A 26175-nucleotide genomic window follows, 5' to 3' on the forward strand; every position below is an offset into this window, starting at 1 on the left:
AGCGGGGCCACGGCCAAGGCGTTCTCCGCGGAACTCAACTCCGGGGCGCGCCGGGGGCGTCGAGGTCACTCGCGGCCGCACGACCCCGGAGAGGGCTTTGCCGACAGCCCCACCTGCCCCCTTCGAGGTTTGTGTTTCCTCCCTTCAGAACCTCCCGCCTCGCGTGCATACTGGAGGCCCGGAAAGTTACCCGGGGTACGCGGCCGACGGTCCGGGATGTTCCTCGGGCGTTACCAGGGCCGGAGTCTGACGGTGCGTCATCCGGTGGGGACGTCGGAGGAGGTCACCCGAGGTTCCCTCCTCGGTCGGCACCCATGGGAAACATCGCGCGTGGCCCGGGTTCCACACTTCTCAGGAGCCGTCTTGCACATACCGAGATATGTCACCGCCGTCTGTGCCGCCGCCGCGGCGACGGTCTTGGCCACCTCCGCGTCCGCGGCCGCGGAGACCGGCCCTGAGCAGGGCAATTTCCTTCCCGCCTTGGTCCATTCCATCCTCCACCTCGACATCGATCCGCCGGGCGCCAATGACTGGAACTGCCGTCCCAGCGCCGCCCACCCGCGTCCGGTCGTCCTGGTGCACGGGACCTACGAGAACCGCTACAACAACTGGGCCCGGATGTCCCCCGAGTTGAAGGCCCAGGGCTACTGCGTCTACGCCCTCGACTACGGCGACACCGACGACGCCGGAGTGGCTCTCGCTCCCAACGTCAAGGGTTACGGAGACATCAGGAAGTCCTCCAAGGAGCTGGCCGCCTTCGTGGACAAGGTGCTCGCTGCCAGCGGCTCCGGCCAGGTGGACCTTGTCGGCCACTCCCAGGGCGGGACCCTGTCCCGCTGGTATCTCAAGGCCGACGGAGGCGCGAACCCGACCGACCCCTCGAAGAACAAGGTCAAGAAGGTCGTCCAGCTCGGCGCGACCAACCACGGCACCACCATTAGCGGCATCGAGACTCTCGCCGACAAGCTCCACATACTGGGCCCCGGGGAGAAGCTCTTGGGGAAGGCGGGCATCCAGCAGTACGAGAAATCCGACTTCATCAAGGAGCTCAACGCCGACGGGGACACCGTTCCCGGGATCGACTACACCGTGATCGGCACGAAGTACGACGAGATCACCACCCCCTGGCGGAGCACGTTCATGACGGCGGGCCCCGGAGCAACGGTGCAGAACATCACCTTGCAGGAGGGCTGCTTCGTCGACCTCTCCGCCCATCTGAGCATGACGTACAGCCCGCGTGCGATCGGACTGGTCAAGCGGGCCCTGGACCCCTCAGCCCCGGCGGCTCCCTGTGTGCCGAGGGCGCCCGCCTTCTGAGCCCTGGTCCACCCCAGGAACCTCAACCGCACCTGGCGGTCCGGGTTGTCCTCGTTCGGCCATGATGCTGGAGATGCCTGCCCCTGTTGTCGCCGATGCCCGCGGTTACCACCAGGTCACCACAACTTCCCAACCGCTGAACCCAAAAACGGCGGCGGGGCTGTCGCATCCATCGCGACAGCCCCGCCTCACACGTCCGCACAGGTCACCGGCAGTACACCTGAGTGACCGTCAAGCAGGGGCGACAGGATTCGAACCTGCGACTAGCGGGTTTGGAGTCCGCTGCTCTGGCCAGCTGAGCTACGCCCCTTCGGTGCCCTTACTCTCTCCCGAACAGGGCGTCCGAGGCAAGATCTTTTTTTCGCGCTCCTCCCGCGCGCCGGTCCGCGGCTCTGGTGCGCCCCCGTGCCACCGCGCGTGCGCGGGCGTGCCGTGCGCCCCGAAGTGCTCCCCTTCTGCGCCCGTGCGCTCCCATGTGATGCAACTGGAGCGGGAATCCTCCGGGGGTAGGTCTGCCCGTCCGGGGAGGTGCGCAGTGCACGGACCGCCGCTCGTCGGCTGGCTGTTGGTGGTGCTGTGCGCCGCGACCGGCGCGTATTGCCTCGCGAGGACGGGAGCGGGAATCGCGACGGAGGCCCGGGCCACGGGTGGTGATGCCCTGATGGGGCTGGGCATGGCGGTGATGGCCATACCGACCGCCGTCCTGAACACCCGCCCGTGGGGGGCTCCCGTGTTTGCGATCGTCTTCGGCGCGGCGGGGCTGCGCTCGCTCCTGGTGGCGCGCGGCCGCATGGAAGGGCCGCATCTGCACCATCTCCACCACGCGGTCGGCGCGTTCGCGATGGTCTATATGGCGCTGGCGATGGCGGGTGCTCCGGCGGGCGGTCACTCGGGGCACACCGGGACCGGACACCTCGAAGGGCACGTGCCCGCGGGAACACCGCTGTTGACGGGCCTGCTGCTGGTGTACTTCGCGGTGTACGTCGTACGGACGGTGGCGGCGCTCGTTCCGGTGGTCGCCGTCACCTCCGGGGAGGCGGCCTGGCCTGGCCGTCCCAATCTCACCAACGCGTGCCGGCTGTCCATGGGCATCGGCATGCTGGCGATGCTGCTCACCCTCTGAGCCCGCCCGCGGGGCTTCTCCGGGGCCGTGGCATGCGTCACTTCACGCCCGGGACCGTACCCGCGCGCGGCGCCGCGCTCATAGGCTGCCGCCATGATGGTCCCGCTCGTGCTGCTGGTCCTCGGCGGACTGGTCGCGGCGATGGCGCCGCGCTTGCTGACCCGTTCCGACTGGCCCGACCGTGAGCCCGTCGTGGCCCTGTGGGTGTGGCAGTGCGCGGTGGCGGCCGTGCTGCTGTGCTGTGCCCTCGCCATGGCCCTGAGCGCGGCGGCGGCCTGGGAGGCGGTGCGCGGCCATGTGTTCGCGCCCGCGCCGCGCGGGGTCGTGGAGGCGTACGGCCTCGCCTCGTACCGCCCGTGGGCGGCCCCGCTGGCCGTGGTGCTGGGCTTCGGCGCGGTGTGGACCGCCGCGATGCTGACCCGTGAGGTCCGCCTGGCGCGGGCCCGCCGTCGGCGGCGCCGCACCGATCTGCTCGTCCGCGCGCCGCAGTTGCCCGGCGAGGTGCCGGGCGCGGACCGGCTGGTGGTGCTGGAGGGCGAGCGGCCGGACGCGTGGTGGCTGCGCGGCGGTACGGTTCCGCAGCTGGTCGTCACCACCGGCGCGCTGCGTCGGCTCTCGGACTCCCAGCTGGACGCGGTGCTGGCCCACGAGCAGGGGCACGCGCGGGCGCGGCACGACTGGCTGCTGCACTGCTCGTCGGCGCTGGCGACCGGATTCCCGCAGGTACCGGTGTTCGCGGCCTTCCGCGATCAGGTGCACCATCTGGTGGAGCTGGCGGCCGATGACGCCGCCTCGCGGCGGTTCGGCCGGATGACGACGGCGCTGGCCCTGGTCGAACTGAACGAGGACCGTGGCGTTTTCGGCCCTTGCCCGGCCCAGCTGTCCCAGGTGCCGGGCCGGGTGGACCGGTTGCTGGCGGCGGCGCCGCGCCTGACCGCGGCGCGGCGGCTCCGGCTGACGGCGGTCGCGGCGCTGGTGCCGGCGGTGCCGTTGCTGGTGACCTTCGTCCCCGGGCTGAGCGCGCTGGGGTAGGCCCCGGAACGGGATCCCGCCGGACGGAAAGGGTGGCGCCGCGGCCGGGGCTTCGGCGAGGATCCGGCCATGCACGTTCCGACGCGTCCCGCCGCGCCCGCCGTTCCGCCCCGCCTCGCCCGTACCACGGGGAAGCGGGCCGGTGCCGTCCTCTGCGTCCTGTTCCTCGCGCTGCTGGCGCTGGTCGCCTGCGAGTGGGGTCCGCTCGTCTCCCTGGACCGGTGGGGCGCCGACGGGCTCCACCCGGTGGCCGTCGGGCACCACGGCTGGACGCGGTTCGTCCACTGGCTGTCCGACCGGCTGTGGGACCCGTGGACCATGCGTGCCGTCCTCGCGGTGGCGGCCCTGTGGCTGCTGCGGCGACGCGAGTGGCTGCTCGTGGCCTGGGTCGCGGGAACGTCCGCCCTCGGGACGGTCCTGCAGCAGCTCCTCAAGGCCGCCGTCGACCGGGACCGCCCGCGCTGGCCGGACCCGGTGGCCGTCGCGAGCTACCAGGCGTTCCCGTCGGGCCACGCGCTGACCGCCACCGTGACGTGCGGGCTGGTGGTGTGGCTGCTGTGGCTGCGCCGCGTGCGCCCCGCGGGCATCCGCACCGCACTGGTGGTGGGGGCGGTGTCGGTGGTCGGGGTGGGCTTCACCCGGCTGTATCTCGGGGTGCACTGGCTGTCCGACGTGGTGGGCGGCTGGCTGCTCGGCGCGGCGCTCGTAGCGGGCTCGGCGTGGGCGTACGACGCGGTGACGGCGAGGCGCGCCACAGCGAGGGGCGAGCTGGAGGACACCCGGAAATAGTTCAAGCTTCATTCATGTTGGTGGGGGTGAAAGGAGCGATTCATGACCGCTTTCACGCCGTTCTCCCCCACCGCCGCCGTACCGGCGTCCCCGCACCCGCTGGCCGACGAGTACGAGCGCGCGCATCTCTTCTTCGAGGCGAGGGACTACGCCGAGGCCGCCCGCATCCTGGTGCCCGTCGTCGAGGCGGAACCGGCCCACCTGGCGGCCCGCCTGCTGCTGGCCCGGTCGTACTACCACTCCGCCCAGCTGAACCGGGCCGAGGCCGAGGCGCGGCGCGTCCTGGACCGCGCCCCCGCGGAGGCGTACGCGCATCTGCTGCTGGGGCGCACGCTGCAACGGCAGAACCGGGACGACGAGGCGGCACCCCATCTCCGGCTGGCCGCCGCGATGAACGGTGAGTACGCCGGGAGCTAGGCGGAGGCCGTGGAGCCCGTCGTGGTCGGTGGCAGAGCGGTGTGGACGCGGGCGAGGAGCTCACGGGTGCGGGGCCCGTCGAACTCCGCCAGCATGACCGCCTGCCACCGGCCCAGGTAGAGCGCGCCCGAGGTGATCGGGATGCTCAGTTCCGGGTGAGTGGCGACCATGGCGCGGGCGTGGGAGTGCCCGTTGTCGCGTTCGCCGTGGACCAGCCGTTCGGCGGGGGTGCGCAGCTTGTCGTGGGCGTAGTGGTGCTTGCTGCTGTGCGGCGCGATGCGCTCCAGCACTTCGCCCATGTCCAGGTCCAGGCCGCCGTCGCGCTCGTTGACGACCAGGCCGCACGTGGTGTGGCCGCAGTAGATGTGCAGGGAACCCTCGGCGGTGCCCGAGTCGGCGACGATCCGGCGCAGTTCACCGGTCAGGTCCACGACGCCTTCGGCACCCTCCACGGTCACGGCGAGGCGGGCGGACACCACGATCGAACTGTGCGGTGGCAGGACATCGCGCGATATCACGTCGACTCGGGTACCCGATACGGTCGTCATGACGCCTCCAGAGGGGCGAGTGCTTCGGGGAACGTCCGTGTCCCTGCCAAGCTAGGAAACCCGGCCGGGCCGGGTAAGGGCCGTTCCGGCCAGCGGCCGGGGCGGCATACGGGCAGGGGCCGGTCCCGCGGGGTCACCCTGCCCGACGCCGGCCGAGGTTCAGCGCACCCGCCCTCGCGGCTTCATGGGCACCGGCGGGAGCGTGGGTGCGGGCAGTCGGGCGCCGTCGTAGCCCTTGACCTCGCCGAAGCGGGAGCCCTCCGTCCAGTCCCTCCGGGCCTGCTCGATCTCCTCCTGCGAACGGCCCATGAAGTTCCACCACATGAGAACCTCCTCCTCGAAGGGCTCGCCGCCCAGGAGCATCAGGCCCGCGTCCGACTCGCCGCGCAGCGGCAGCTCGGTGCGTCCGCAGCCGAGGTAGAGCATCGTTCCCGGGGTGACCGGAACGCCGTCGACGTGGGCCTCGCCCGACATGGAGAGCACGGCGTACTCGAAGTCGGGGTCGAGCGGCAGGCTCGCCCCGGTGCCGTGGGCGAGTGCCAGGTCGGCGCCGACGATCGGGCTGTAGGTGGTGCCGGGCGAGCGGGCGCCGTCGAGCTCGCCCAGGATCACGGTCGCGGTGAAGCCCGGTGCGGTGACCGTCGGCAGGTTCGCGTGGTGCTCGAAGTGCGGCTCCACGTTCCGGTGCGCGTCGGGCAGGGCGACCCACAGTTGCGCGCCGTGCAGATAGCGCGCGTGAGGTTTCGGGCTCTCCTCCGAGTGGGAGATCGCCCGGCCCGACGTCATCAGGCCCAGCTCGCGGGGGCGGATCGTCCGGAGGCTGCCGAGGCTGTCGCGGTGCAGCACCTCGCCGTCGTGCAGCCAGCTGACGGTCTGCAGTCCCATGTGCGGATGCGGCGGCACCTGCATGCCGGGCTCGTCGGCGATGTCGTCGGGGCCGTAGTGGTCGACGAAGGCCCACGCTCCGATCATGCGGCGGCCGAGGTTGGGAAGCAGTCTGCGCACCTCGGTCGACTCGCCGAGCCGGACGTGACGCGGGGTGAGGAGTTCGCGCACCGGCTCCGCGGCGACGAAGCCGCGGCCGCCGCACGCGGAGAGCGTGGCCTGACGATCGAGATTGCTCATGGTCACAACGTAGCCCGGCCGCGCCCGCCGGGCAGCAACAGGCGCACGATCGGCCCCGCGGCCGCCCGGGATCGGGACTCAGCCCGGGACGCCGGGGCGGTCCGGTACGGCGTCGGGGGACGTGCGGGGGTGCGGGATCACCGCTTCCGCGCCCTGCTGCAGCGAGACGGTCCGCGCCGGAGCGGGGATCCGGACGCCTTCGGCGCGGTAGCGCTGGTGCAGCCGCTTGATGAACTCGTGCTTGATGCGGTATTTGTCGCTGAACTCGCCCACTCCGAGGATCACCGTGAAGCCGATCCGGGAGTCCCCGAACGTGTGGAACCGGACGACCGGCTCGTGGTCGGGAACGGCTCCGCTGACGTCCCTCATCACCGTCTCGGCGACCTCGATGGTGATCCGTTCGACGTGTTCCAGGTCACTGTCGTAGCCGACGCCCACCTGCACGGTGACGGACAGCTTCTGCTCGGGCCGGCTGAAGTTGGTCATGTTCGTGCCGGCGAGCTTGGCGTTCGGGATGATGACCAGGTTGTTCGAGAGCTGCTCCACCACCGTGTTGCGCCAGTTGACGTCGACGACATAGCCCTCCTCGCCGCCGCTGAGCCGGATGTAGTCACCGGGCTGGACCGTCTTCGAGACCAGGATGTGCACACCCGCGAAGAGGTTGGCCAGGGTGTCCTTCAGGGCCAGGGCGATCGCCAGACCGCCCACGCCGAGGGCGGTGAGCAGGGGCGCGATGGATATGCCGAGGGTCTGCAGGATGACGAGGAAGCCCATCGCCAGGACCGCGATGCGCGTGATGTTGACGAATATCGTGGCCGACGCGGCCACTCCGGACCTGGCCTGCGCCACCGACTGCACCAGGCCGCTGACGACACGGGCGGCGGTGAACGTCGCGGTCAGAATGACGAACGCCGTCAGAACCTCGTTGACGACGTGCCCGGCCGACCGGGTCAGCGGGAGGGTCGCGGCCGCCGCTGCCACACCGGCCGCCACTGCGCCCCAGGGGGCGAGGGTGCGCAGCACGTCGACGATGATGTCGTCCCCGATCCACCGGGTCCTGAGGGCCCGTTCGCCGAGCCAGCGCAGGATCACCCGCAGCACGAGGGCCGCCGCCAGGCCGGCGGCCACCGCGATGCCGGCGACGATGACGTCGTGCAGCGTCAGAGCCCGGGTCACCGGCGTCCTCCCTCTCCTCCGGAGAGCGGGGCGACGGCGTCCCACGCCGCCGGAAGCCCGGAGTATCGCTTCATCACCTTGTACCTGCCTGTCCCGACGGATCGCGATCGCGCCGGGACCCGGAAGTGGGCCGGCGCGAACGTATCTTGCACCACGTCAGTTCCGCTCTCGCACACCTGGGTGCCTCCCGTGGCGAACGCCTGACGGCCCCGGAGAGCCCTGAGGTTACTGATCCGTAGCCCTACGGGTCGCCGGTGCAATCCGTGCGAATCGCGGGGCGCATGGGGCAGGCCGGGATCAGACCGCGGGGAGGGGGGCGCCGAACCGGGCGGTGGACCGGGTCAGCAGCCCGGCGTCGGCGCGCAGGATGCGCAGGTGCAGCTCCTGGAGTTGCCGGCCCGGGTCGACTCCCAGGTTCTCGGCCAGGCCCTGCCTCAGCTGCATATAGGCGGCCAGTGCCTCGGCCTGCTTGCCCGACCGGTAGAGGGCGAGCATCAACTGCAGCCAGTGCGGCTCGTGCAGAGGGTTCGCGGCGGTCAGTGAGCGCAGTTCCCCGATCAGCTCCTGGTGGTAGCCCAGTTCGAGTTTGGCGTCGATGCGGGCCTGGACGGCCTCGGACTTGAGGCTTTCCAGTTCGGTGATGCGCTGGGCCACGCTCGAGGTGGCGTTGGCGTCCGCGTAGGGCTCTCCCCGCCACTGGGCGAGCGCGCGCGTGAGGTACCGGGAGGCGGTGCGCGGGTTGCCCGCGGCCAGGGCCGCCTTCCCCTCCCGCACCAGGCGTTCCGCCCGTACGGCGTCGAGGTGGTCCGGCGGAATGTCCAGGACGTACCCGGAGGGACGGGTGAGCAGCCACCGCCCTTCGTGGTCGCCGAGGACCCGGCGCAGCCGAAGGACGGCCACGGCCACCGCCTTGCGGTCGGTGGCGGGCGGGTTGTCGGCCCAGACTTCCTTGAGGATGCGCTCGGTCGGCATTGCCTGCCCGATCCGCGCGGTCAATGCGGCCAACAATGCGCGAACGCGAATACCGCTTACCGATACGCCCGTTCCGGCATCCCCGGCGGAACGGACTTCCAAGGGGCCGAGTATTCCCACCTGGGGCGGAGAATGCGGAATTACGCGTTCCATCCCTTTGGGCGACTTCAGCACTGGCCCTCCTCCGGGGTCACCTGCATCCGACAGTACGAAAAGCCTTGACGGATAACCCACTTGTATTGGCACCCGTCAAGATCAAGATACTGCCGAAAACGTGCCCCCGCGCTGTGCGGTAGATCACCCGCCGCCGAGCGCCGGCTGTTAAGAACGTTTCACACCATTCGCCGATAACCGGCCGCGCCGGGCGATCGGCCGCGGTTCGGCCCGGTTTCGCGCGAGGGCCGTGCGGGGGCGCCGGAGGGGTCCGTCCCCGCACGGTCCGGCGGCGGCGCGGCTCAGCCCGCCCCGCAGGCACCGAGCGCGAGGTCGCTGACCTCGCGGAGCCGCCCGATGCCTGCCCCGAACTCGGGCTGGATGTTGGACAGATACGAGAACACCAGCTCACGCGTGGGGTCGGCCCACACGACGCTGGACGTGGTGCCCGCGTGACCGAAGGCGCTCGCGTCGCTGGTGCCGCCCAGCACATTGGACAGATCCCGCGGCTCCGAGCTCGGCCCGCCCAGCATGAATCCATGGGACCAACGGACAGGACGCTTGAGGGAAGCGTCGATTCCGCCGTCATTGGACGGTTTTCTGGCCTCCGCGACAGTTTCGGACCGCAGCACGCGGACGCCGTCGAGCGACCCGCCTTCCATAAGCATCTGATAAAAACGGGCCATTTGCGCGGCAGTTCCGGAAAGCCCCGCGGAGGGAATGACGGCCTGGCGGTACCCGCGGCGGTTGCTCATCCATTGGTTGGGCCATTCGGACGGATGCGCGGCCCGCGCGGGCACATGTCGGTCCCAGGCGTTGTCGGGCAATCCCATGTGCAAATCATTCAGCCCAAGTGGGGCGAAGAGCTCGGAAGTCACGAAATCTCGGAACGACCGCCCGGTGACGCGCTGCACGAGTTCGCCGAGAATGAACCCGAAACTCATGAAGTGGTAGGCGGCGACCTTGCCGCCCGGCCACTTGGGCCGGGACTGCTCGAGGTCGCGCACCGAGCGCTCCCAGTCACCGGCGGTGCGCATCGTGCGCACGATGCCCCGGCCGACCGGCACCCCGGCCCGGTGCTGGAGGACATGACGGACGGTCACCCCGCCCTTGCCGTACTGGGCGAACCGCGGCCAGTACGCGGCCACCGGCTCGTCCAGGCCGATCAGGCCCCGCTCGGCGAGCGCGTGCACGGCCAGGGCGGCGACGGGCTTGGTGGCCGCGTAGACGAGGAAGAGGGAGTCGGGGGAACAGCCGAACGAGCGGTCCAGGACCACGGTGCCCCGCCGCATGACGCACAGCTGCGCCGCTCCGCCCCTGGCCCGCACCACATCGGTCAGCCGTTTCAGGGCCGCGGGGTCCATGCCCGCTTCCTTCGTGCTGTGTTCCCATTCGTCGATGGCGTTCATTGCGGTCGCTTCACCCTCTGTGCGCTGGTGGATCGGAAGGCTGCCGGGGACTTCACGAGGACGTCGGTGTCCTCACCACGTGACCGGCATGGTGTGCATGCCGCGGACCATCAGTCCCTCCTTCCACGACAGGCTCTCCTCCGGCACGGCCAGCCGCAGGCCGGGGTACCTGCGGAACAGCGTCGTCAGTGTGATCTGGAGTTCCACCCGGGCCAGTTGGGCGCCCAGGCAGTGGTGCGGGCCGGCGCCGAAGCCCAGGTGCTGGTTGGGCCGCCGCGCGAGGTCCAGCTCGTCCGGGTCGGTGAACAGGGCCGGGTCGCGGTTGGCCGCGCCCATCGACGGCACGACCGTCTCCCCCGCCCTGACCAGGACTCCCCCGAGCTCGACGTCCTCGGTGGCCGTCCGGGGAAATCCGTCGACGGTGCCGATGGGCACGAAGCGCAGCAGTTCCTCGACGGCGTCGGGGATCAGGTCGTGGTCGTTCCTGAGCCGCTCCAGCAGGTGCGGATGGCGGAAGAGGATGTAGAGGAAGTTGGGGATCTGGCTGGCGGAGGTCTCGTATCCGGCGATGAGGATGGCCTCGGCCAGCCGGACCAGCTCGCCCTCGGTCAGCTTGTCCTCCTCGTCGCGCGCGGTCACCAGGGAGCCGATCAGGTCCTCGGTGGGCCGCACCCGCCGCTGCGCGACGAGCCCGCCGAGGTAGTCGTGCATCTGCATCATGTAGTCGCGCACCTGCGCGGGGGTGTGCGCGGTGGTCGTCAGCAGCGCGTCCGACCAGGCGCAGAACCGCTTGCGGTCCTCGGGCGGCACGCCGAGCAGCTCGCAGATCATGGACACGGCGAAGGGCAGGGAGAAGTCCTCGACCAGGTCCGCGGGCGGCCCGATCTCCTCCATGGCGTCGAGCAGCCCGTCGGCGGTGCGCTGGATGAGGGGCCGCATGTCCTCCACGCGGCGGGGCGTGAAGACCTTCCCCACCAGGCGGCGCAGCCGCGCGTGGTCGGGGCCCTCGACGCTCAGGACGGCGTCGGGCGGCGGCTGGTGCGGGAGGAACCGGGGGGCGCCGGGCGCGACGGCGAGCTGCCGGGAGAACCTGCGGTCCGCGAAGACCGTGCGCACGTCCTGGTAGCGGGTGGCCAGCCAGGCCTCGCCGCCGTACGGCAGCGTGACGCGTTGCAGCGGCTGCTCGCGGCGCAGCGGCTCCCAGTACGGGTCAGGCTCCAGCCGGTCGGGGGCGTGGAAGGGGTACGCGGGGGCCTCGCCCGCGCCGAAGGGGCACGCGCGCACGCCGGCCTCCGGGCCGGTCACTGGGCGCCGTCCCACGTCACGGGGAGGTTGTACACCCCGTACACGATCTGGTCGTCGCGCCAGCGGATCTCCTCGGGCTCCGCCGCCATGCGCAGGGTGGGGAAGCGCGTGACGAGGCCGCGCCAGGCCTGGCGCATCTCCACCCGGGCCAGTTCCATGCCCAGGCACAGGTGGATGCCGTGCCCGAAGGCGACGTGCGGGTTGTGCTCGCGCGTGATGTCGAGGCGGTCGGGGTCGGGGAAGACCTCGGGGTCGCGGTTGGCCGCCGGCAGCGAGGCCAGCAGAGCCTCCCCGGCCTTCACCTGGTGGCCGGCGATCTCCATGTCCTGGGTGACGCCGCGGGGCAGGCCCTGCTGGACGATGGTCTGGTGCCGCAGCAGTTCCTCCACGGCCCGGTCGATCAGGCCGATGTCCTCGCGGAGCAGGGCCCACTGGTCGAGGTTCTGGAGCAGGGTGTAGGTGCCGATGCCCAGCATGTTGGCGGAGGTCTCGTGCCCCGCGATCAGCATGAGCACGCCGATGCCGGCGATCTCCAGGTCCGTCAGCGCCGGGTCGGCGTCGGGGTCGTGGGCGAGGTGGCTGAGCAGGTCGTCGCCGGGGTTCTTCCGCTTGGCGGCGGCCAGGCTCATCATGAACTCGTTCATCCTGGCGCCGAGGGCCCCGAGCTCCTCGGGGGTGGCGTCGAGGGCCTGGAGTCGCAGGACCATGTCCATGAACTCCTCCCGCTCCTCGTAGCGGATGCCCATCAGCTCGCAGATGACCAGCAGCGGGATCGGCAGCGCGAAGGACTGGACGAGGTCGGTGGGGCCGCCGGCGGCCTCCATGGCGTCGAGCGCTTCGGTGACGATCTGCTCGATCCTGGGCTCCAGTTTGCGGATGGCCCGCATGGTGAACCACTTGGTGAGCGAGCGGCGGTAGCGGGTGTGGTCCGGCGGGTCCATGAAGATCAGGAAGCCCGGCAGGTAGTGCTCGGCGCGCATCTCCGGTGCCAGGTTCCGCCACGGCTGGGGCGCCTTGCCGGGGTGCGAGCTGACGCGCGGGTCGGCGAGGGCGGCGCGGACGTCGGCGTGGCGGGTCAGCAGCCATCCGCCGGAGTCGTCGGCGAACCGCATCCGGCTGATGGGGTCGGTGCCGCGCAGCTGCTCGAGCTCGGGGGGCGGCGAGAAGGGGCAGGTGCGCTGCCGCGGCAGCGTGGGCGCGGGCTGCTGCTCGGTGTCGGACACGGTGGAACTCCTTGCGGTGCGGGGCGGGTTGGTGCGGCTCAGAGCGTGGGGGCGTCCGGGCCGCGCAGCGGCAGCACCTGATAACTGGCGTCACCGGTTTCGCGGAGGGAGGGGTTGAAGCCGGCCTGGGCCTCGGCGGGGTCGAGCGGCACCTCCTGGACCAGGCTCGGCTCGTTCAGCACGATCCGGCGGGCGATCTTCCAGGCGCCGTCGCGGCGCTCGAACCGGTCGACGTAGCGCCCGGGGTACTGCTCCACCCGCCGGACGCCGTCGCCGTCGCGGTAGTGGTACGCGGTGCAGTACGTCTCCACGCCCGCGGTGTCGCCGTCGATCTCGATCGTGCTGCCGTGCAGGGTGTGGAAGGTGCCGGTGTACGCCTCGCGGAGGAGCGGGATGATCTGCTTGGCGAAGTCGTGGGCGTTGCCGCGGATGACGCCGCGGTCGTCGTACGCGTCCTCGTGGTAGGCGGACTTGAGCAGTTCCTCGTCGAGGCGGTCGAGCCCGCGGCAGTAGCGCTGCAGCGCGGCACGGATCTCGCGCTCGCTCCACAGGATGTCGAGCTGGCCCATGGTGGTCTCCTTGATTCGCTGTTTCTCGGGGTTTTCCGGGAATGCCCGGGCCGGTGAACGACCTGGATTCACAAGGGTTTTCAGGACAGCGTGGTCAGGCCCGTGCGCGGCGCGTTGACCAGGACGGCCTGGTTGCCCTGGGGGTGCTGGTTGTCGTGCATCAGCTGGTGCGCCTTGCCGATGTCGTCGAAGCCGCCGGTCCAGGAAAGGCACGGGTCGAGCTGTCCGGTGGCGACCATGTGGATGACGTCGCGGCACTGGCGGAGGTTGGCGAAGTGCGAGCCCTGCAGGCGCTTTTGGCGCATCCACAAGAAGCGCAGGTCGATGTCGGCGTTGTAGCCGGTGGTGCCGCCGCAGATGACGACCATGCCCGCGTTGTCGCACAGGTACATGGAGGTCGGGATGGTGTCCTGGCCGCTGTGCTCCAGGACGACGCGTGGGGCCCTGCGCTCGCCCAGCACCTCCCAGAAGCGTCGGCCGAAGGCCCGTACGCCCTCGGTCCAGCGGCCCATCGCCTCATGGTCGCCGATGTCGGGCAGCCGACCCCAGTGGTCGAAGTCGAGGCGGTTGATGGTGCCTTGGGCGCCGAGCTCGCGGCAGTAGCGGGCCCGCTCCTCGTCGGAGACCACGGCGACGGGGATGCCACCCCGCGCCCGGGTGATCTGGATGGCCATGGAGCCGAGCCCGCCGGCCCCGCCCCAGATGAGGACCGGGTCGCCCGGCCGCACGTCGTGGGGCTGCCAGCCGCACAGCTGGCGGTAGGCGGTGGCCCCGGTGAGCAGGAAGCAGGCGGCCTCCTCCCACGTCATGCCGGGTGGCTTGGGGTGGCACTGGTAGTCGTCGACGAGGGCGAACTGCGCGAAGGAGCCGTAATTGCTCTCGTATCCCCACACCGACTGCGAGGCGGAGGTCATGGGGTCGGCGCCGAGCCGGATGTCGGCGGCCGTCTCCGTCCACTGGCAGCCGGAGAGGATCACCTCGTCGCCCACCGCGACCTGGCTGACGCCCTCGCCGACCGCCCACACCACACCGGATCCCTCGGACCCGCCGATGTGGAAGTCCTCGCGCCGGCCCTGCCGTTGCCGCGCGGAGATCACGTCGACCGGCTGTCCGAGGGAGGCCCAGACGTTGTTGTAGTTGATGCCCGCGGCCATGACGAGGACCAGCGCCTGGCCGGGCCCCACCTCGGGCACGTCCACGATCTCGCTCCGGAACGCCTGGTGGGGCGGTCCGTAGCGCTCCCGTCGGATCACCGACGCGTGCATCTGCTCGGGTACGGTGCCGATCGGGGGTATGTCACCCAGTTCGAAAAGAGAATTTCGCACGCAGAACCCCGTTCGGATACAAACTCGTGCCGGATCTGGAGAACTTCGGAAGAAAAGCCGCGCGGCCGTTTCACTGTGAATCGAGGAACACGGCGGGCAGGACGGAGAGAACAGTCGGATCCGTCAGCCGAGCGCTTGCGCGGAGAGCGAGCAACTGAGCCTATCGTACGCGAGTTCGGCCACTTTTCGGAACTGCTCGGCCAAATAGAAGTGCCCTCCGTGGAATACGTTCAGGCGGAAATCCGCCGACGTGTACGCACGCCACTTGTCGACCTCCTCGACCGGGGCCATGGCATCGGTGTCGCCCACCAGTGCGGTCACGGGGCACGTCAGGCGCGGGCCCGGCGTGTGGCGGTAGGTGCGGACCGCGCGGTAGTCGCTGCGGATGGCCGGCGCGACCAGCCGCAACACGTCCTCGTCGCCCAGGAATCGGGTGTCCGTGCCGCCGAGGTCGTCCAGGGCCGTGAGCATCGCCCGGTCGTCCAGTTCGTCCAGCGGCATGTCCACCTTCCGCGCCGGATCCCCGCGCCCGGAGACGAAGAGATGGGTGAGCGGCACGCTCGCGTCCCGGCTGAGCAGCCGCGCGAGCTCGTAGCCGAGCAACGCCCCCATGCTGTGGCCGAATACGGCGACCGGCCGGTCCAGCCACGGCGTCAGCGCCTCCGCGACCCCGTCGCGCAGCGCCTCGACGGTATCCAGCAGCGGCTCCTCGCGCCGGTCCTGCCGGCCGGGGTACTGGACGGCCAGCACCTCGACCTGCGGCGCCAGTTCCTTGGACAGTGCGAAGTAGGCGCTGGCGGAGCCCCCGGCGTGCGGCAGGCACAGCAACCGCACCGGTGCCCCGGGAGCCGGGTGGAACCGGCGTATCCATGAACGGCCGGGCAGTGGGGCTTTCGCGGTGTGTGTGCTCATCGCCGGTCAGCCCCTGCCGCCGGCGAGGCCCGACAGCCAGGTGTTCACGGCCTGGGCGGTCCGCGGCGCGTAGTCGTGCACCATGGCGAAGTGGTCGCCTTCCGTGTCGAGGACAGTGCTGTCGAACTTCCAGTCGGCGCGCCACTCCTGACCCTCGACGAGCTGTCCCAGCGGCTCGGACGCCCGCAGCAGCAGGGTCGGCACGCCCGCCTCCTCGGGCACCCAGTCGGTGAAGAACCCGAAGTACTTGCCCATGGCGGTCAGCCGTACGTCCGTCATCGCCCCGAAGTCCTCCTCGCGGTCCAGGACGCCCTGGGCGAGCTCGCGTTGCATGCGGTGCAGGGCCGGGTCGTCCAGCAGGTAGGTGTCCAGCAGCACCACGGCGTCCGGGCGCGGCCCGGTGCGTGCCAGGCGGGCCGCCAGGCTGTACGCGAACCAGCCCCCGGAGGAGTGGCCGAGGAGGGCGTACGGCGCGCCGTCGGTCTGCTCGCGGATCCCCTCGGCGAGGAAGTCCAGCATCACCTCGAAGTCGGCCGGCAGCAGTTCGCCCGGGGAGAAGCCGGGGGCGAGCAGGGCCGAGACACCCCGCGTGCCGCGGAAGGCCGCGGCGAGCCGGGAGTACTGCTGCGCCCCGTACAGCGGCACGGGCGCCGGGCAGCAGATGAGCCCCGCCCGGCCGGTGGCCGGTGCCAGCTCCACCGTGACGGGGCGCTGTCCCGCCTCGGCGGCACTGTGGAAGACCGGGCGCAGCCGGGAGGCGACCTTGGTGAGCTCCAGCGCGTCCTCGGGCCGGTCGAGGGTGTTGGCGTTGCGGTAGAGCGCTTCCAGGGAGTACGGCGAGGGTGCCGCGGCCGAGGGGGTGCCGGAGCCCGCCGCGGCGAGCTGTTCGCCGAGGAACGCGGCGAGCGCGGCGGGCGTCGGGTGGTCGAAGATCAGGCCGGGCGGCAGGGTCAGCGCGCAGTCGGCGGCGAGCGCGGTGCGCAGTTCGACCCCCATGAGGGAGTCGAAGCCGAGCTCCAGGAACGGGCGGTCGGGCTCGACCTGCGCCGGGTCGACGCCGCCCATCACGGTGGCCGACTGCTCGCGCACCACCGTCAGCAGCAGGCTGCCGCGCTCCTCCTCGGTCGCCTCGGCCAGCCGCCGCGCCAGCGGCGGCGTCCCGGGGGCGCTCTCGGAGGGGACAGCCCCGGGGGCGGGCGACAGCGCCGTCCGTGCGGTCCCCGCCCCTGCCATGCCCGCGAGCCAGTAGTGCCGGCGCTGGAAGGCGTACGTGGGCAGCTCGACGCGCGTGCGGGCCTTGGGCAGCAGGCGGTCCCACTCCGGTGACACGCCGACGGTGTGGGCCTGGGCGACGGCCGTCAGCACGGCTTCCGGCTCGGGCATGCGCCGCCGCAGTACGGGCACGAACGTCTCGGGGGCGGCGTCGGGCAGGCACCCCCGGCCCGCGGCTGTGAGCACTCCTCCGGGTCCCACCTCGAGGAACGCGGTGGCCCCGCGGTCGCGCAGCGCGCGGACGGCGTCGTGGAAGCGCACCGTCCCCCGGACGTGGCGCACCCAGTACTCCGGGCGACAGAGCTCGTCGGCGACGGGCGCCCCGGTGAGCGTGGAGACCACGGGGACGGAGGGCGCCCGGTAGGACACCCCGCGCGCGACCTCCGCGAACGCGGCGGTCATCCCGTCCATGTGGGCGGAGTGGAAGGCGTGGCTGACCTTCAGCCGCTTGGTCTCGCGGCCGCGCGCGGCCCAGCCGCGCGCCAGCTCCGAGGCGGCCGCCTCGTCCCCGGACACCACCACGGCGTCGGGCTCGTTGACGGCCGCGATGTCCAGCCCGGCCGGGCCGTCGGCGAGCTGGGCGCGCACCTCGTCCTCGGTCGCCTGGAGGGCGAACATGGCGCCGCCCGCGGGGAGTTCCTGGATCAGCCGGCCGCGGGCCGCCACCAGGGCGCAGGCGTCGGCGAGCGACCAGACCCCGGCCGCGTACGCGGCGGTGAGCTCGCCGACGGAGTGGCCGGCCATCAGGTCGGGCCGCAGCCCCCAGTCCTCCAGCAGCCGCAGCAGCGCGACCTCGACGGCGAACAGCGCGGGCTGGGTGTAGGCCGTCGTGTCGAGCAGGGCGGCCTCGGGGGTGCCGTCCGCGGCGAACAGCACCTCGCGCAGCGGGCGGTCGAGGTGCCGGTCGAGGTGGGTGCACACCTCCTCCAGCGCGTCGGCGAACACGGGGCTGTACGCGGCCAGTTCGCGGCCCATCCCGGGCCGCTGGCTGCCCTGGCCGGTGAACAGGAACGCCGTCCTGCCGCCAGACGGCGAGGTGCGGCCGGTGACCACGCCCGGCGCGCGGGCGCCGGACGCCAGGGCCGACAGACCGGCCAGCAGCTCCTCGCGCCCCCGGCCGACGACGGCGGCCCGGTGCTCGAAGGCCGCCCGCGTGGTGGCCAGGGAGGCGGCCACCTCGGCCGGTGCCAGGTGCGGACGCGCCGTCAGGTGGGTCACCAGGCGCGCGGCCTGCGCGCGCACGGCCTCCTCGCTGCGGCCGGAGACGACCCACGGCAGGGGGCCCGACGGCGGCGGCGAGCCGGCGTCCGGCGCCTCCTGGGCGGGCGGGCCTTCCAGGATCACGTGGGCGTTGGTGCCGCTGACGCCGAAGGACGAGACGGCCGCGCGGCGCGGCTCGCCGGTGTCCGGCCACGCCTGGGCCTCGGTCAGCAGCCGCACGTCGGCGGCGGACCAGTCGACGCGGGGGGTGGGCTCCGTCAGGTGCAGCGTGCGGGGCAGGACCCCGTGCCGCATGGCCATCACCATCTTGATGACACCGCCCGCCCCGGCGGCGGACTGGGTGTGGCCCAGGTTCGACTTCAGCGACCCCAGCCACAGCGGCCGGTCCGCCCCGCGGGCCCGCCCGTAGGTGGCCAGCAGAGCCTGGGCCTCGATCGGGTCGCCCAGCGGGGTGCCGGTGCCGTGCGCCTCCACCGCGTCGACGCTGTCCGCCGTCAGCCGCGCGTTGGCCAGCGCCTGCCGGATCACGCGTTGCTGCGCCGGGCCGTTGGGCGCGGTCAGCCCCGCGCTCGCGCCGTCCTGGTTGACGGCGCTGCCGCGGATGACCGCGTGCACCGGGTACCCCAGGCGCCGGGCGTCCGAGAGCCGGGCCAGCAGCAGCACGGCCGCGCCCTCGGACCAGGTGGTGCCGTCGGCGGTCGCCGAGAAGGACTTGCAGCGGCCGTCGGGTGCCAGGCCCCGCTGGCGGCTGAACTCGATGAAGCCGGTCGGCGTGGCCATCACCGTCGCGCCGCCGGCCAGTGCCAGGGAGCACTCGCCCTGGCGCAGGGACTGCGCGGCCAAGTGCAGCGCGACCAGCGAGGAGGAGCACGCGGTGTCGACCGACACGGCAGGCCCCTCGAAGCCGAAGGTGTAGGCGACCCGGCCGGAGAGGATGCTGGCGGAGTTGCCGGTCCCGATGAAGCCCTCGGCGACGTCCCGCGCGTCGAGCACGTTGATCAGGTAGTCGTTGCTGTTGGAGCCGACGAAGACCCCGACTTCCTCGCCCCGCAGGGTGGTCGCGTCGAGGCCCGCGTGCTCGAACGCCTCCCAGGACACCTCCATGATCATGCGCTGCTGCGGGTCCATGGCCAGCGCCTCGCGCGGCGTGATACCGAAGAAGGCCGCGTCGAATCCGGCGGCGTCCTTCAGGAATCCGCCGTGGCGCGAGTACGTCTTCCCCGGGGTGCCCGGCTCGGGGTCGTAGACGGCTTCCACGTCCCAGCCCCGGTCCGCGGGGAACTCGGTGATGGCGTCCCGGCCCTCGGCCACCAGGTCCCACAGGTCGTCCGGCGAGGTGACGTCCCCGGGGAAGCGGCAGGCCATGCCCACGATCGCCACCGGCTCGCGGGCGGCGTCCTCGACCTCCTCCAGCTGCCGGCGGGTGCGCCGGAGGTCGGCCGTGACCAGCCGCAGATACTCGCGGAGTTTGGCCTCGTTGTTCTCATCCACGGCGGAGTTCCTTCTCGATCAGCTCGAACATCTCGTCGTCGGTCGCCGTGTCCAGCCCGTCGTGGTCCTCGGCGCGGTCGCTCCCGGTGCTCCGGTCCGGCGCGTGGACCGCGAGCAGGCCCTTGAGCCGCTCGGTGATCCGGGCGCGCTGCCGGTCGTCGGCGGGCAGCAGCGCGAGGTCGGCCTCGAGCCGGTCGAGCTGGTCCGACAGGGACAGCGGCGGCGGTGCGTCGGCCCCGGCCGACGCGGTCAGCAGGTGGTCGGCGACAGCGGCGGGCGTGGGGTGGTCGAACAGCAGGGTCGTCGGCAGCTCCCGCCCCGTCTCCGCCACCAGGCGGTCGCGCAGCTTCACGGCCATCACCGAGTCGAAGCCGTGGTCGAGGAAGCCCCGTTCCGGCTCCACCGCCTCCGGCGTGTCGTGCCCCATGACGGCGGCCGCAGCGCCGCGCACCATCCGCAGCAGCGCGTCGTACCGCTCGCCGGGGGGCAGCGCCCGCAGCGCAGCGGCGTACTCGGTCCGGCTGTCCTCGTCCGCGTCCGCCCGGGGCGGTACGGGAGCGGAGCGGGCCGGAGCGGTCTGCCATCCCGTGGGGCCCGACGGCCAGTAGTGCTGCTTCTGGAACGCGTAGGTGGGCAGGTCGCCCGGGCGCGGCCCGTCGCCGAACCACGCCCTCCAGTCGACGCCCACGCCGCGGGTGTGCAGCGTGGCCAGCGCGGTGAGCAGCGCGGGCACCTCGGCACGGTCGGCGTGCGCGACGGACACCAGCACGGGCGCGGCCCTGCCGGGTCCGGTCGTCAGGCAGCCCTGGGCCGCCGGGCCGAGCACGGTGTCGGGGCCGACCTCGACGAAGGCGCCGGCCCCGTATCGCTGCAGCCGGGCCGTCTGGTCGTGGAAGCGCACCGCGCGGCGGATGTGGTCCACCCAGTACGCGGGGTCCTGGGCCTGGCGCGCGTCGAGGAGTTCGCCGGTGACGTCCGAGACGACCGGGATCCGCGGGGGCCCGTACGACAGGGCCGCGGCGACGCGGCCGAACTCCTCGGTCATGGCGTCCATGTGCGGGGAGTGGAAGGCGTGGCTCACCTTCAACCGGTTGGTCTTGCGGCCCCGCACTGCCCAGTGGGCGGCGAGTTCGGTGACCGCGTCCTCGTCGCCCGAGAGGACGACCGATGTGGGGCCGTTCAGCGCGGCGATGTCCACCGCGCCCTCCCGGCCCGCTTCCCGGTCCGTGAGGCTCGCGCGGATCTCCTCCTCGGTCGCCTGCACGGCGACCATCGCGCCGCGGGCGGGCAGGGCGTGCATGAGCCGTCCGCGCGCGGCGACGAGGGCGGCCGCCTGCGGCAGTTCCAGCACGCCGGCCACGCAGGCCGCGGACAGTTCGCCGAGCGAGTGGCCGGCCAGGATGTCGGGGCGCACGCCCCAGCTCGCCAGCAGGCGGCACATCGCCACCTCGTAGGCGAAGATGGCCGGCTGGGCGTAGTCCGTGCGGTCCAGCAGCCCGGCGAGTGGGTCGCCGCCGGGCGCGAACATCACCCGCAGCAGCGGCTCGTCGAGGTGCGCGTCCAGGTGTGCCGCGGCCTCCTCCAGGGCCTCGGCGAAGACCGGGAACGCGGCGTGCAGGTCGCGTCCCATGCCCGCCCGCTGGCTGCCCTGCCCGGTGAACAGGAACGCCGTCTTCCCCTTGGCCGGCCTCCCCGGCGCGACGCCGGTGACCACGTGGTCCGGCCGCTGCCCGTCGGCCAGCGCGTCGAGGCCGGCGAGGAAGGCGTCGGGGTGGTCGGCGAGGACCACGGCCCGGTGCTCGAAGGCCGACCGGGTCGTCGTAAGGGCGCGGCCGATCGCGCGCGCGTCCAACGGGTCCTGCCCGGCGGCGTGTTCGCGCAGCCGCCGCGCCTGAGCGCGCAGGGCCGCCTCCGTGCGACCCGACACCAGCCACGGCACCAGACCACCGGCAACCGTCTCCTGGTGCGGATCCGGCTCCTGGGGGGCCTGTTCGAGGATGATGTGTGCGTTGGTGCCGCTGATGCCGAACGACGACACCCCCGCGCGGCGCGGTCGGTCGGTCTCCGGCCAGGGCCGTGCCTCGTTCAGCAGCTCGACGGCGCCGGCCGACCAGTCCACCAGCGGCGTCGGCTCGTCCGCGTGCAGGGTGCGCGGCAGTACGCCGTGGCGCATGGCCATCACCATCTTGATCACACCGCCGACGCCCGCGGCCGTCTGGGTGTGCCCGAGATTCGACTTCAGCGAGCCCAGCCACAACGGCCGGTCGGCGGGCCGGTCCTGGCCGTACGTGGCCAGGAGGGCATGCGCCTCGATGGGGTCGCCCAGCCGGGTGCCCGTACCGTGCGCCTCGACCGCGTCCACGTCGGGCGCCGAGATGCCCGCGTCGGCCAGCGCCCGGCGAATGACGCGCTCCTGCGCGGGGCCGCTCGGCGCCGTCAGCCCGTTGCTCGCGCCGTCCTGGTTGACCGCGCTGCCGCGGATGACGGCGAGCACCTGGTGGCCGTTCCGGCGGGCGTCCGACAGCCGCTCCAGGACGAGCACACCGGCTCCCTCGGACCAGCCCGTGCCGTCCGCCCCGGCGCCGAACGCCTTGCACCGGCCGTCGGACGAGAGCCCGCCCTGGCGGCTGAACTCCTCGAACATGACCTCGGTGGCCATGACCGTCGCGGCGCCGGCCAGGGCGAGGGAGCTCTCGCCGCGCCGCAGCGAGTCCGCCGCCAGGTGCATCGCCACCAGCGAGGACGAGCACGCCGTGTCCAGTGTCAGCGCGGGGCCCGACAGGCCCAGCACGTAGGCGACCCGGCCGGAGGCCACGCTCACGCTGCTCCCGGACAGCAGGAATCCCTCGACGACCGCGCCGGTCTGCTGCAGCCGGGCCAGGTACTCCTGGTAGCTGGTGCTCAGGAAGGCCCCGGTGTCGGTGCCCTTGAGAGCGGCCGGATCGATGCCCGCCCGTTCGATCGCCTCCCACGAGGTCTCCAGCAGCAGCCGCTGCTGCGGGTCCATCGCCAGCGCCTCGAGCGGCGAGATCCCGAAGAAGCCCGGGTCGAACTCGGCGGCGCCGTGCAGGAATCCGCCCGTCCGGGCGTACGGGCCGTCCGCCGGTTCCTGATCCGCGCCGTCCGTGGGCCCGGTGCCCCATCCGCGGTCCTCCGGGAACTCCCCGATCGCGTCCTCGCCGGCCGCCAGCAGTTCCCACAGCCGCTCCGGGGTGTCGGCGCCGCCCGGGAACCGGCACGCCATCCCGACGATGGCGATGGGTTCCGTGCGCCGCTCCTCCGTCTCGCGCAGCCGCTCCTGGGTCGCTTCGAGTTCGGCGGACACCCGCTTCAAGTAATAGCGGAGCTTTTCTTCGTCAGCCATTTCGGCCCCCTCACACCTGACTCTTCTGACTGTGTTCCGGTGACCGGTCTACGAAATTCCGAATTTCTTGCCGATGATGTCGAACATCTCCTCGTCCGTGGCCACTTGGAATTCGTCGCTCGCGGCGTCTTCGGCGCTTTCCGCGGCGGACCGGGATTCCGTCCAGTCGGTGAGGACGCGCTGCAGTCGCCTGCTGATCTCCTCGTTCTCCTCGGGGCCCGCGCTCAGCCCGGCCAGCGCGGCCTCCAGCTTGTCGAGGTGGGTCAGCGCCTCGGAACGCTCGGCGGCGGCGACATCGGACAGGGTGTCCGCCACGGCCGATGCCAGGTGGTCGACCAGTTCCTGGGGTGTGGGGTGGTCGAAGACGAGGCTGACGGGGAGGGCGAGGTCGAGCGCGGCGCCGAGCCGGTTGCGCAGTTCGACGGCCGTGAGCGAGTCGAAGCCGAGATCCTGGAACGGCCGCGCCATCTCCATCTCCTCGGCCGAGTCGTGGCCGAGCACGGCGGCGGCCTGCTCGCACACCAGGTCCACCAGGACGGCGTCGTGCTCCTCCCGGGGCAGCCCGGCCAGGCGCCTCAGCATGTGTCCGGTGGCACCGGTGGCCTCCTCGTCCGGACCGTTGCCGACGGCGTCCGGGGCAGTGGCCGTCATCGGTGACGGCGCCGGGACGAGCCGCACGTCCGGCCAGAACCGCCTGCGCTGGAAGGCGTACGTCGGCAGGTCCGCGCGGCGGGCGCCGGACAGGTGCGGCATGCGGGCCAGGTCGAGCGGGAGCCCCCGCACGTACGCCTCTGCGACCGAGGTGAGGAACCGCTCCTCCCCGCCCTCGTCCCGGCGCAGTGTGCCCACCGCCGTGGCCGGCGCGCCCGCCTGCGCGAAGGTCTCCTGGAGCGGCACGGTCAGCACGGGGTGCGGGCTGATCTCGACGAAGAAGCGGTGCTCGTCCTCCAGCAGCCTGCGCACGGCCCCTTCGAGGAGGACCGGCTCGCGCAGGTTCCGGTACCAGTACCCGGCGTCCAGCGCGGTGGTGTCGACCACTTCACCGGCGACCGTCGAGTAGAAGGGCACGTCGCCCTGGCGCGGCGCGACCGACGACAGCTCACCGATGAACTCCTCGCGCGCCGGCTCGACCTGGACCGAGTGCCCGGCCGCGGTCGCGGCGGGCACCTTCCGCGCCCGGATCCGCTCCGCCATGGCCAGCGCCACCAGTTCGTCGACGGCCTCCGGCTCCCCGGACACCACGACCGACGTGGGGCCGTTCACCGCGGCGATCGACAGCCGGTCGCCGTACGGCTCGATGCGCCGCGCCACCTCCTCGGCGGACAGCAGGAACGACGCCATGGCGCCCTTCCCCGTCAGCCGGTGCAGCAGGTCGCTGCGCAGGGTGACGATCCGCGCCGCGTCCTTCAGCGTCAGGGCGCCCGCGACGTACGCGGCGGCGATCTCGCCCTGCGAGTGGCCGATGACGGCGTCGGGCTCGACGCCGTGCGCCCGCCACACCTCGGCGAGCGCCACCATCACGGCGAACAGCACGGGCTGCACCACGTCCAGGCGGTCCAGGGACGGCGCCCCCGGCACCTGACGGAGGACGTCCGTCAACGACCAGTCCACGTACGGGGCGAGCGCCTCGTCGCACTCCTCGATCTGCTCGCGGAACTCCGCCGACGTCTCCAGCAGCCGCCCGGCCATGTCCGGCCAGTGCGAGCCCTGCCCGGGGAAGACGAACACGGTCTTGCCCGACACGGTGCCCGCCGCCCGTACCAGGCGGGTGTCCTCGCCGCCGGCCACCAGAGCGTCGAGCCCTGCTTCGAGGTCGGCGCGGTCCGTGCCCACCACGACGGCGCGGTGCTCGAACGCGGTACGGCCCGCGAGGGACACGGCCAGGTCGGCGGCCGGCAGCTCCGGGTTGTCGCGCACATGGGCGGCGAGCCGGGCCGCCTGGTCGCGCAGTGCCTGGTCGCTGCGCCCGGAGACGGTCCACAGGAGGGGGCCGGTCGGCTCCGTCGTCTGCGCCGTCGGCCTCGGTTCGGGTTCCTGGGGGGCCTGTTCGAGGATGACGTGGGCGTTGGTGCCACTGATCCCGAACGACGAGACCCCGGCGCGGCGCGGCCGGCCGTGCTCGGGCCACGCGACGGGCTCGGCGGCCAGCCGCACCGTGCCGGCCTCCCAGTCCACGTGCGGCGTGGGGCTGTCGACGTGCAGCGTCCTGGGTACGAGGCCGTGCCGCATCGCCAGGACCATCTTGATGACTCCGGCGAGGCCGGCCGCCGCCTGGGTGTGGCCGATGTTGGACTTCACCGATCCCAGCCACAGCGGCTGTTCGGGCGTACGGTCCCTGCCGTAGGTGGCGAGCAGCGCCTCCGCCTCGATCGGGTCCCCGAGTTCGGTGCCGGTGCCGTGCGCCTCCAGCACGTCGACCTGGTCCGACGGGACCCGGGCGTTGGCCAGCGCCTGCAGGATCACCCGCTGCTGGGCCCGGCCGTTGGGCGCGGTCAGGCTGCTGCTGGCACCGTCCTGGTTGACGGCGGACCCGCGGACCAGGCCCAGGACGGGGTGGCCGTGGCGGCGGGCGTCCGACAGCCGCTCCAGCAGGAGCATGCCGGCGCCCTCCGAGAAACCGGTGCCGTCGGCGGAGGCCGCGAACGACTTGCAGCGCCCGTCCTTGGCCAGCACCCGCTGGCTGGTGTACTCGACGAACCCCATCGGCGTGGACATCACCGTCACCCCGCCCGCCAGCGCCAGCGAGCACTCCCGCTGCCGCAGGGACTGCGCGGCCAGGTGCAGCGTGACCAGCGAGGACGAGCACGCCGTGTCGACGGTCACGGCCGGGCCCTCGAAGCCGAAGGTGTAGGCGAGGCGGCCGGACAGCACGGCGGCCGCGTTGCCCGTCCCGACGTGCCCCTCGTGGGCGCCGGAGGAGTTGAGAAGCAGCGAGGAGTAGTCCTGGATGTTGGTACCGGAGAAGACACCGACATCAGTGCCCCGCAGCACGGCCGGGTCGATACCGGCCCGCTCGAAGGTCTCCCAGCCGGTCTCCAGCAGCAGCCGCTGCTGCGGGTCCATCGCCAGCGCCTCACGCGGCGAGATCCCGAAGAAGGCGGGGTCGAACTCGGCCGCGCCCTCGACGAAACCCCCCTCGTTCACGTACAGGGTGCCCTGGCGCAGCTGCTCGGGGTCGTAGAGCGCCTCCAAATCCCAGCCGCGGTCGTCGGGGAACCCGCCGATCGCGTCGCCTTCGGCGAGGAGGAACCGCCACAGGTCCTCCGGGGAGAGGATCCCGCCGGGGAGGCGGCAGGCCATGCCGACGATGGCGATCGGTTCGTTCAGCGACTCCACGAGCTGCTGGTGCTGCTGCTTCAGCCGCTCGGTTTCCTTGATCGACGCGCGCAGCGCCTCTACGACTCGCTTGTCGGTGGTGTCCATCAGCAAACT

17 protein-coding genes, 1 tRNA gene and 1 pseudogene are annotated in these 26175 nt (G+C 72.3%); 5 read left to right on the forward strand and 14 right to left on the reverse strand.

The annotated features are described in order from the left end of the window. Positions 1-363 precede the first annotated feature (363 nt). A complete protein-coding gene (locus ABD269_RS23545) occupies positions 364-1317 on the forward strand; it encodes an esterase/lipase family protein (protein WP_344120740.1) in 954 nt (317 codons plus the stop codon). 236 nt (positions 1318-1553) lie between these two features. Here ABD269_RS23545 and ABD269_RS23550 read toward each other — a convergent pair. Beyond that, a tRNA-Trp gene (locus tag ABD269_RS23550) sits at positions 1554-1627 on the reverse strand. A gap of 225 nt (positions 1628-1852) precedes the next feature. Here ABD269_RS23550 and ABD269_RS23555 point away from each other — a divergent pair. The 4 genes from ABD269_RS23555 (at position 1853) to ABD269_RS23570 (ending at position 4678) form a co-directional block, all read left to right on the forward strand. Continuing rightward, positions 1853-2440, forward strand: coding sequence for a DUF5134 domain-containing protein (locus ABD269_RS23555; protein WP_301890955.1), 588 nt, complete (start codon positions 1853-1855; stop codon positions 2438-2440). A gap of 93 nt (positions 2441-2533) precedes the next feature. Beyond that, positions 2534-3472: a M56 family metallopeptidase gene (locus ABD269_RS23560; protein ID WP_301890956.1), complete on the forward strand. Its 939-nt coding sequence runs from the start codon at positions 2534-2536 to the stop codon at positions 3470-3472. Positions 3473-3541: 69 nt separating this feature from the next. After that, entirely contained in the window at positions 3542-4261 is a 720-nt protein-coding gene (locus tag ABD269_RS23565) for a phosphatase PAP2 family protein (RefSeq protein ID WP_344120743.1), read from the forward strand. Positions 4262-4303: 42 nt separating this feature from the next. Beyond that, positions 4304-4678 (forward strand): tetratricopeptide repeat protein, encoded by a 375-nt coding sequence (locus ABD269_RS23570; protein ID WP_301890958.1) that lies wholly within the window; start codon positions 4304-4306, stop codon positions 4676-4678. On the opposite strand, the gene ABD269_RS23575 is transcribed toward ABD269_RS23570, so the two are convergent. The 13 genes and pseudogenes from ABD269_RS23575 to ABD269_RS23635 all read right to left on the reverse strand — a co-directional run bounded on the left by ABD269_RS23575 (position 4675) and on the right by ABD269_RS23635 (position 26166). Next, positions 4675-5226 (reverse strand): secondary thiamine-phosphate synthase enzyme YjbQ, encoded by a 552-nt coding sequence (locus tag ABD269_RS23575; RefSeq protein ID WP_301890959.1) that lies wholly within the window; start codon positions 5224-5226, stop codon positions 4675-4677. The two genes, ABD269_RS23570 and ABD269_RS23575, sit on opposite strands and share 4 nt — an antisense overlap. A gap of 159 nt (positions 5227-5385) precedes the next feature. Then, on the reverse strand, positions 5386-6351 hold the full coding sequence (locus tag ABD269_RS23580) for a pirin family protein (protein WP_344120747.1): 966 nt from the start codon (positions 6349-6351) through the stop codon (positions 5386-5388). A 78-nt stretch (positions 6352-6429) separates the two neighbouring features. Continuing rightward, positions 6430-7527, reverse strand: coding sequence for a mechanosensitive ion channel family protein (locus ABD269_RS23585; protein ID WP_344120749.1), 1098 nt, complete (start codon positions 7525-7527; stop codon positions 6430-6432). Between the two features lie 297 nt (positions 7528-7824). Further along, positions 7825-8652, reverse strand: a complete 828-nt coding sequence (locus ABD269_RS23590) for an AfsR/SARP family transcriptional regulator (RefSeq protein ID WP_344122023.1) — start codon at positions 8650-8652, stop codon at positions 7825-7827. Positions 8653-8954: 302 nt separating this feature from the next. After that, a complete protein-coding gene (locus ABD269_RS23595) occupies positions 8955-10061 on the reverse strand; it encodes a serine hydrolase domain-containing protein (RefSeq protein ID WP_344120751.1) in 1107 nt (368 codons plus the stop codon). 72 nt (positions 10062-10133) lie between these two features. Next, entirely contained in the window at positions 10134-11345 is a 1212-nt protein-coding gene (locus ABD269_RS23600) for a cytochrome P450 (RefSeq protein ID WP_344120753.1), read from the reverse strand. 17 nt (positions 11346-11362) lie between these two features. Continuing rightward, the gene (locus ABD269_RS23605) at positions 11363-12589 is read right to left on the reverse strand and encodes a cytochrome P450 (protein ID WP_344120755.1); all 1227 of its coding nucleotides are present in this window, start codon (positions 12587-12589) and stop codon (positions 11363-11365) included. A gap of 38 nt (positions 12590-12627) precedes the next feature. After that, complete coding sequence (locus ABD269_RS23610; protein ID WP_344120757.1) at positions 12628-13158, reverse strand: nuclear transport factor 2 family protein; 531 nt, start codon at positions 13156-13158, stop codon at positions 12628-12630. An 80-nt stretch (positions 13159-13238) separates the two neighbouring features. Then, on the reverse strand, positions 13239-14483 hold the full coding sequence (ccrA, locus tag ABD269_RS23615; RefSeq protein WP_344120759.1) for a crotonyl-CoA carboxylase/reductase: 1245 nt from the start codon (positions 14481-14483) through the stop codon (positions 13239-13241). A gap of 123 nt (positions 14484-14606) precedes the next feature. Continuing rightward, positions 14607-15395, reverse strand: coding sequence for a thioesterase II family protein (locus tag ABD269_RS23620; RefSeq protein ID WP_344120761.1), 789 nt, complete (start codon positions 15393-15395; stop codon positions 14607-14609). 6 nt (positions 15396-15401) lie between these two features. Continuing rightward, a pseudogene (locus tag ABD269_RS23625) lies at positions 15402-19331 on the reverse strand (type I polyketide synthase); the annotation flags it as partial. Positions 19332-19371: 40 nt separating this feature from the next. Further along, positions 19372-22743, reverse strand: coding sequence for a type I polyketide synthase (locus ABD269_RS23630; protein WP_344120765.1), 3372 nt, complete (start codon positions 22741-22743; stop codon positions 19372-19374). A gap of 48 nt (positions 22744-22791) precedes the next feature. Further along, a complete protein-coding gene (locus ABD269_RS23635) occupies positions 22792-26166 on the reverse strand; it encodes a type I polyketide synthase (protein ID WP_344120767.1) in 3375 nt (1124 codons plus the stop codon). Positions 26167-26175 lie beyond the last annotated feature (9 nt).

This window comes from Streptomyces blastmyceticus, assembly GCF_039521185.1.
GTDB classification, from domain to species: domain Bacteria; phylum Actinomycetota; class Actinomycetes; order Streptomycetales; family Streptomycetaceae; genus Streptomyces; species Streptomyces blastmyceticus.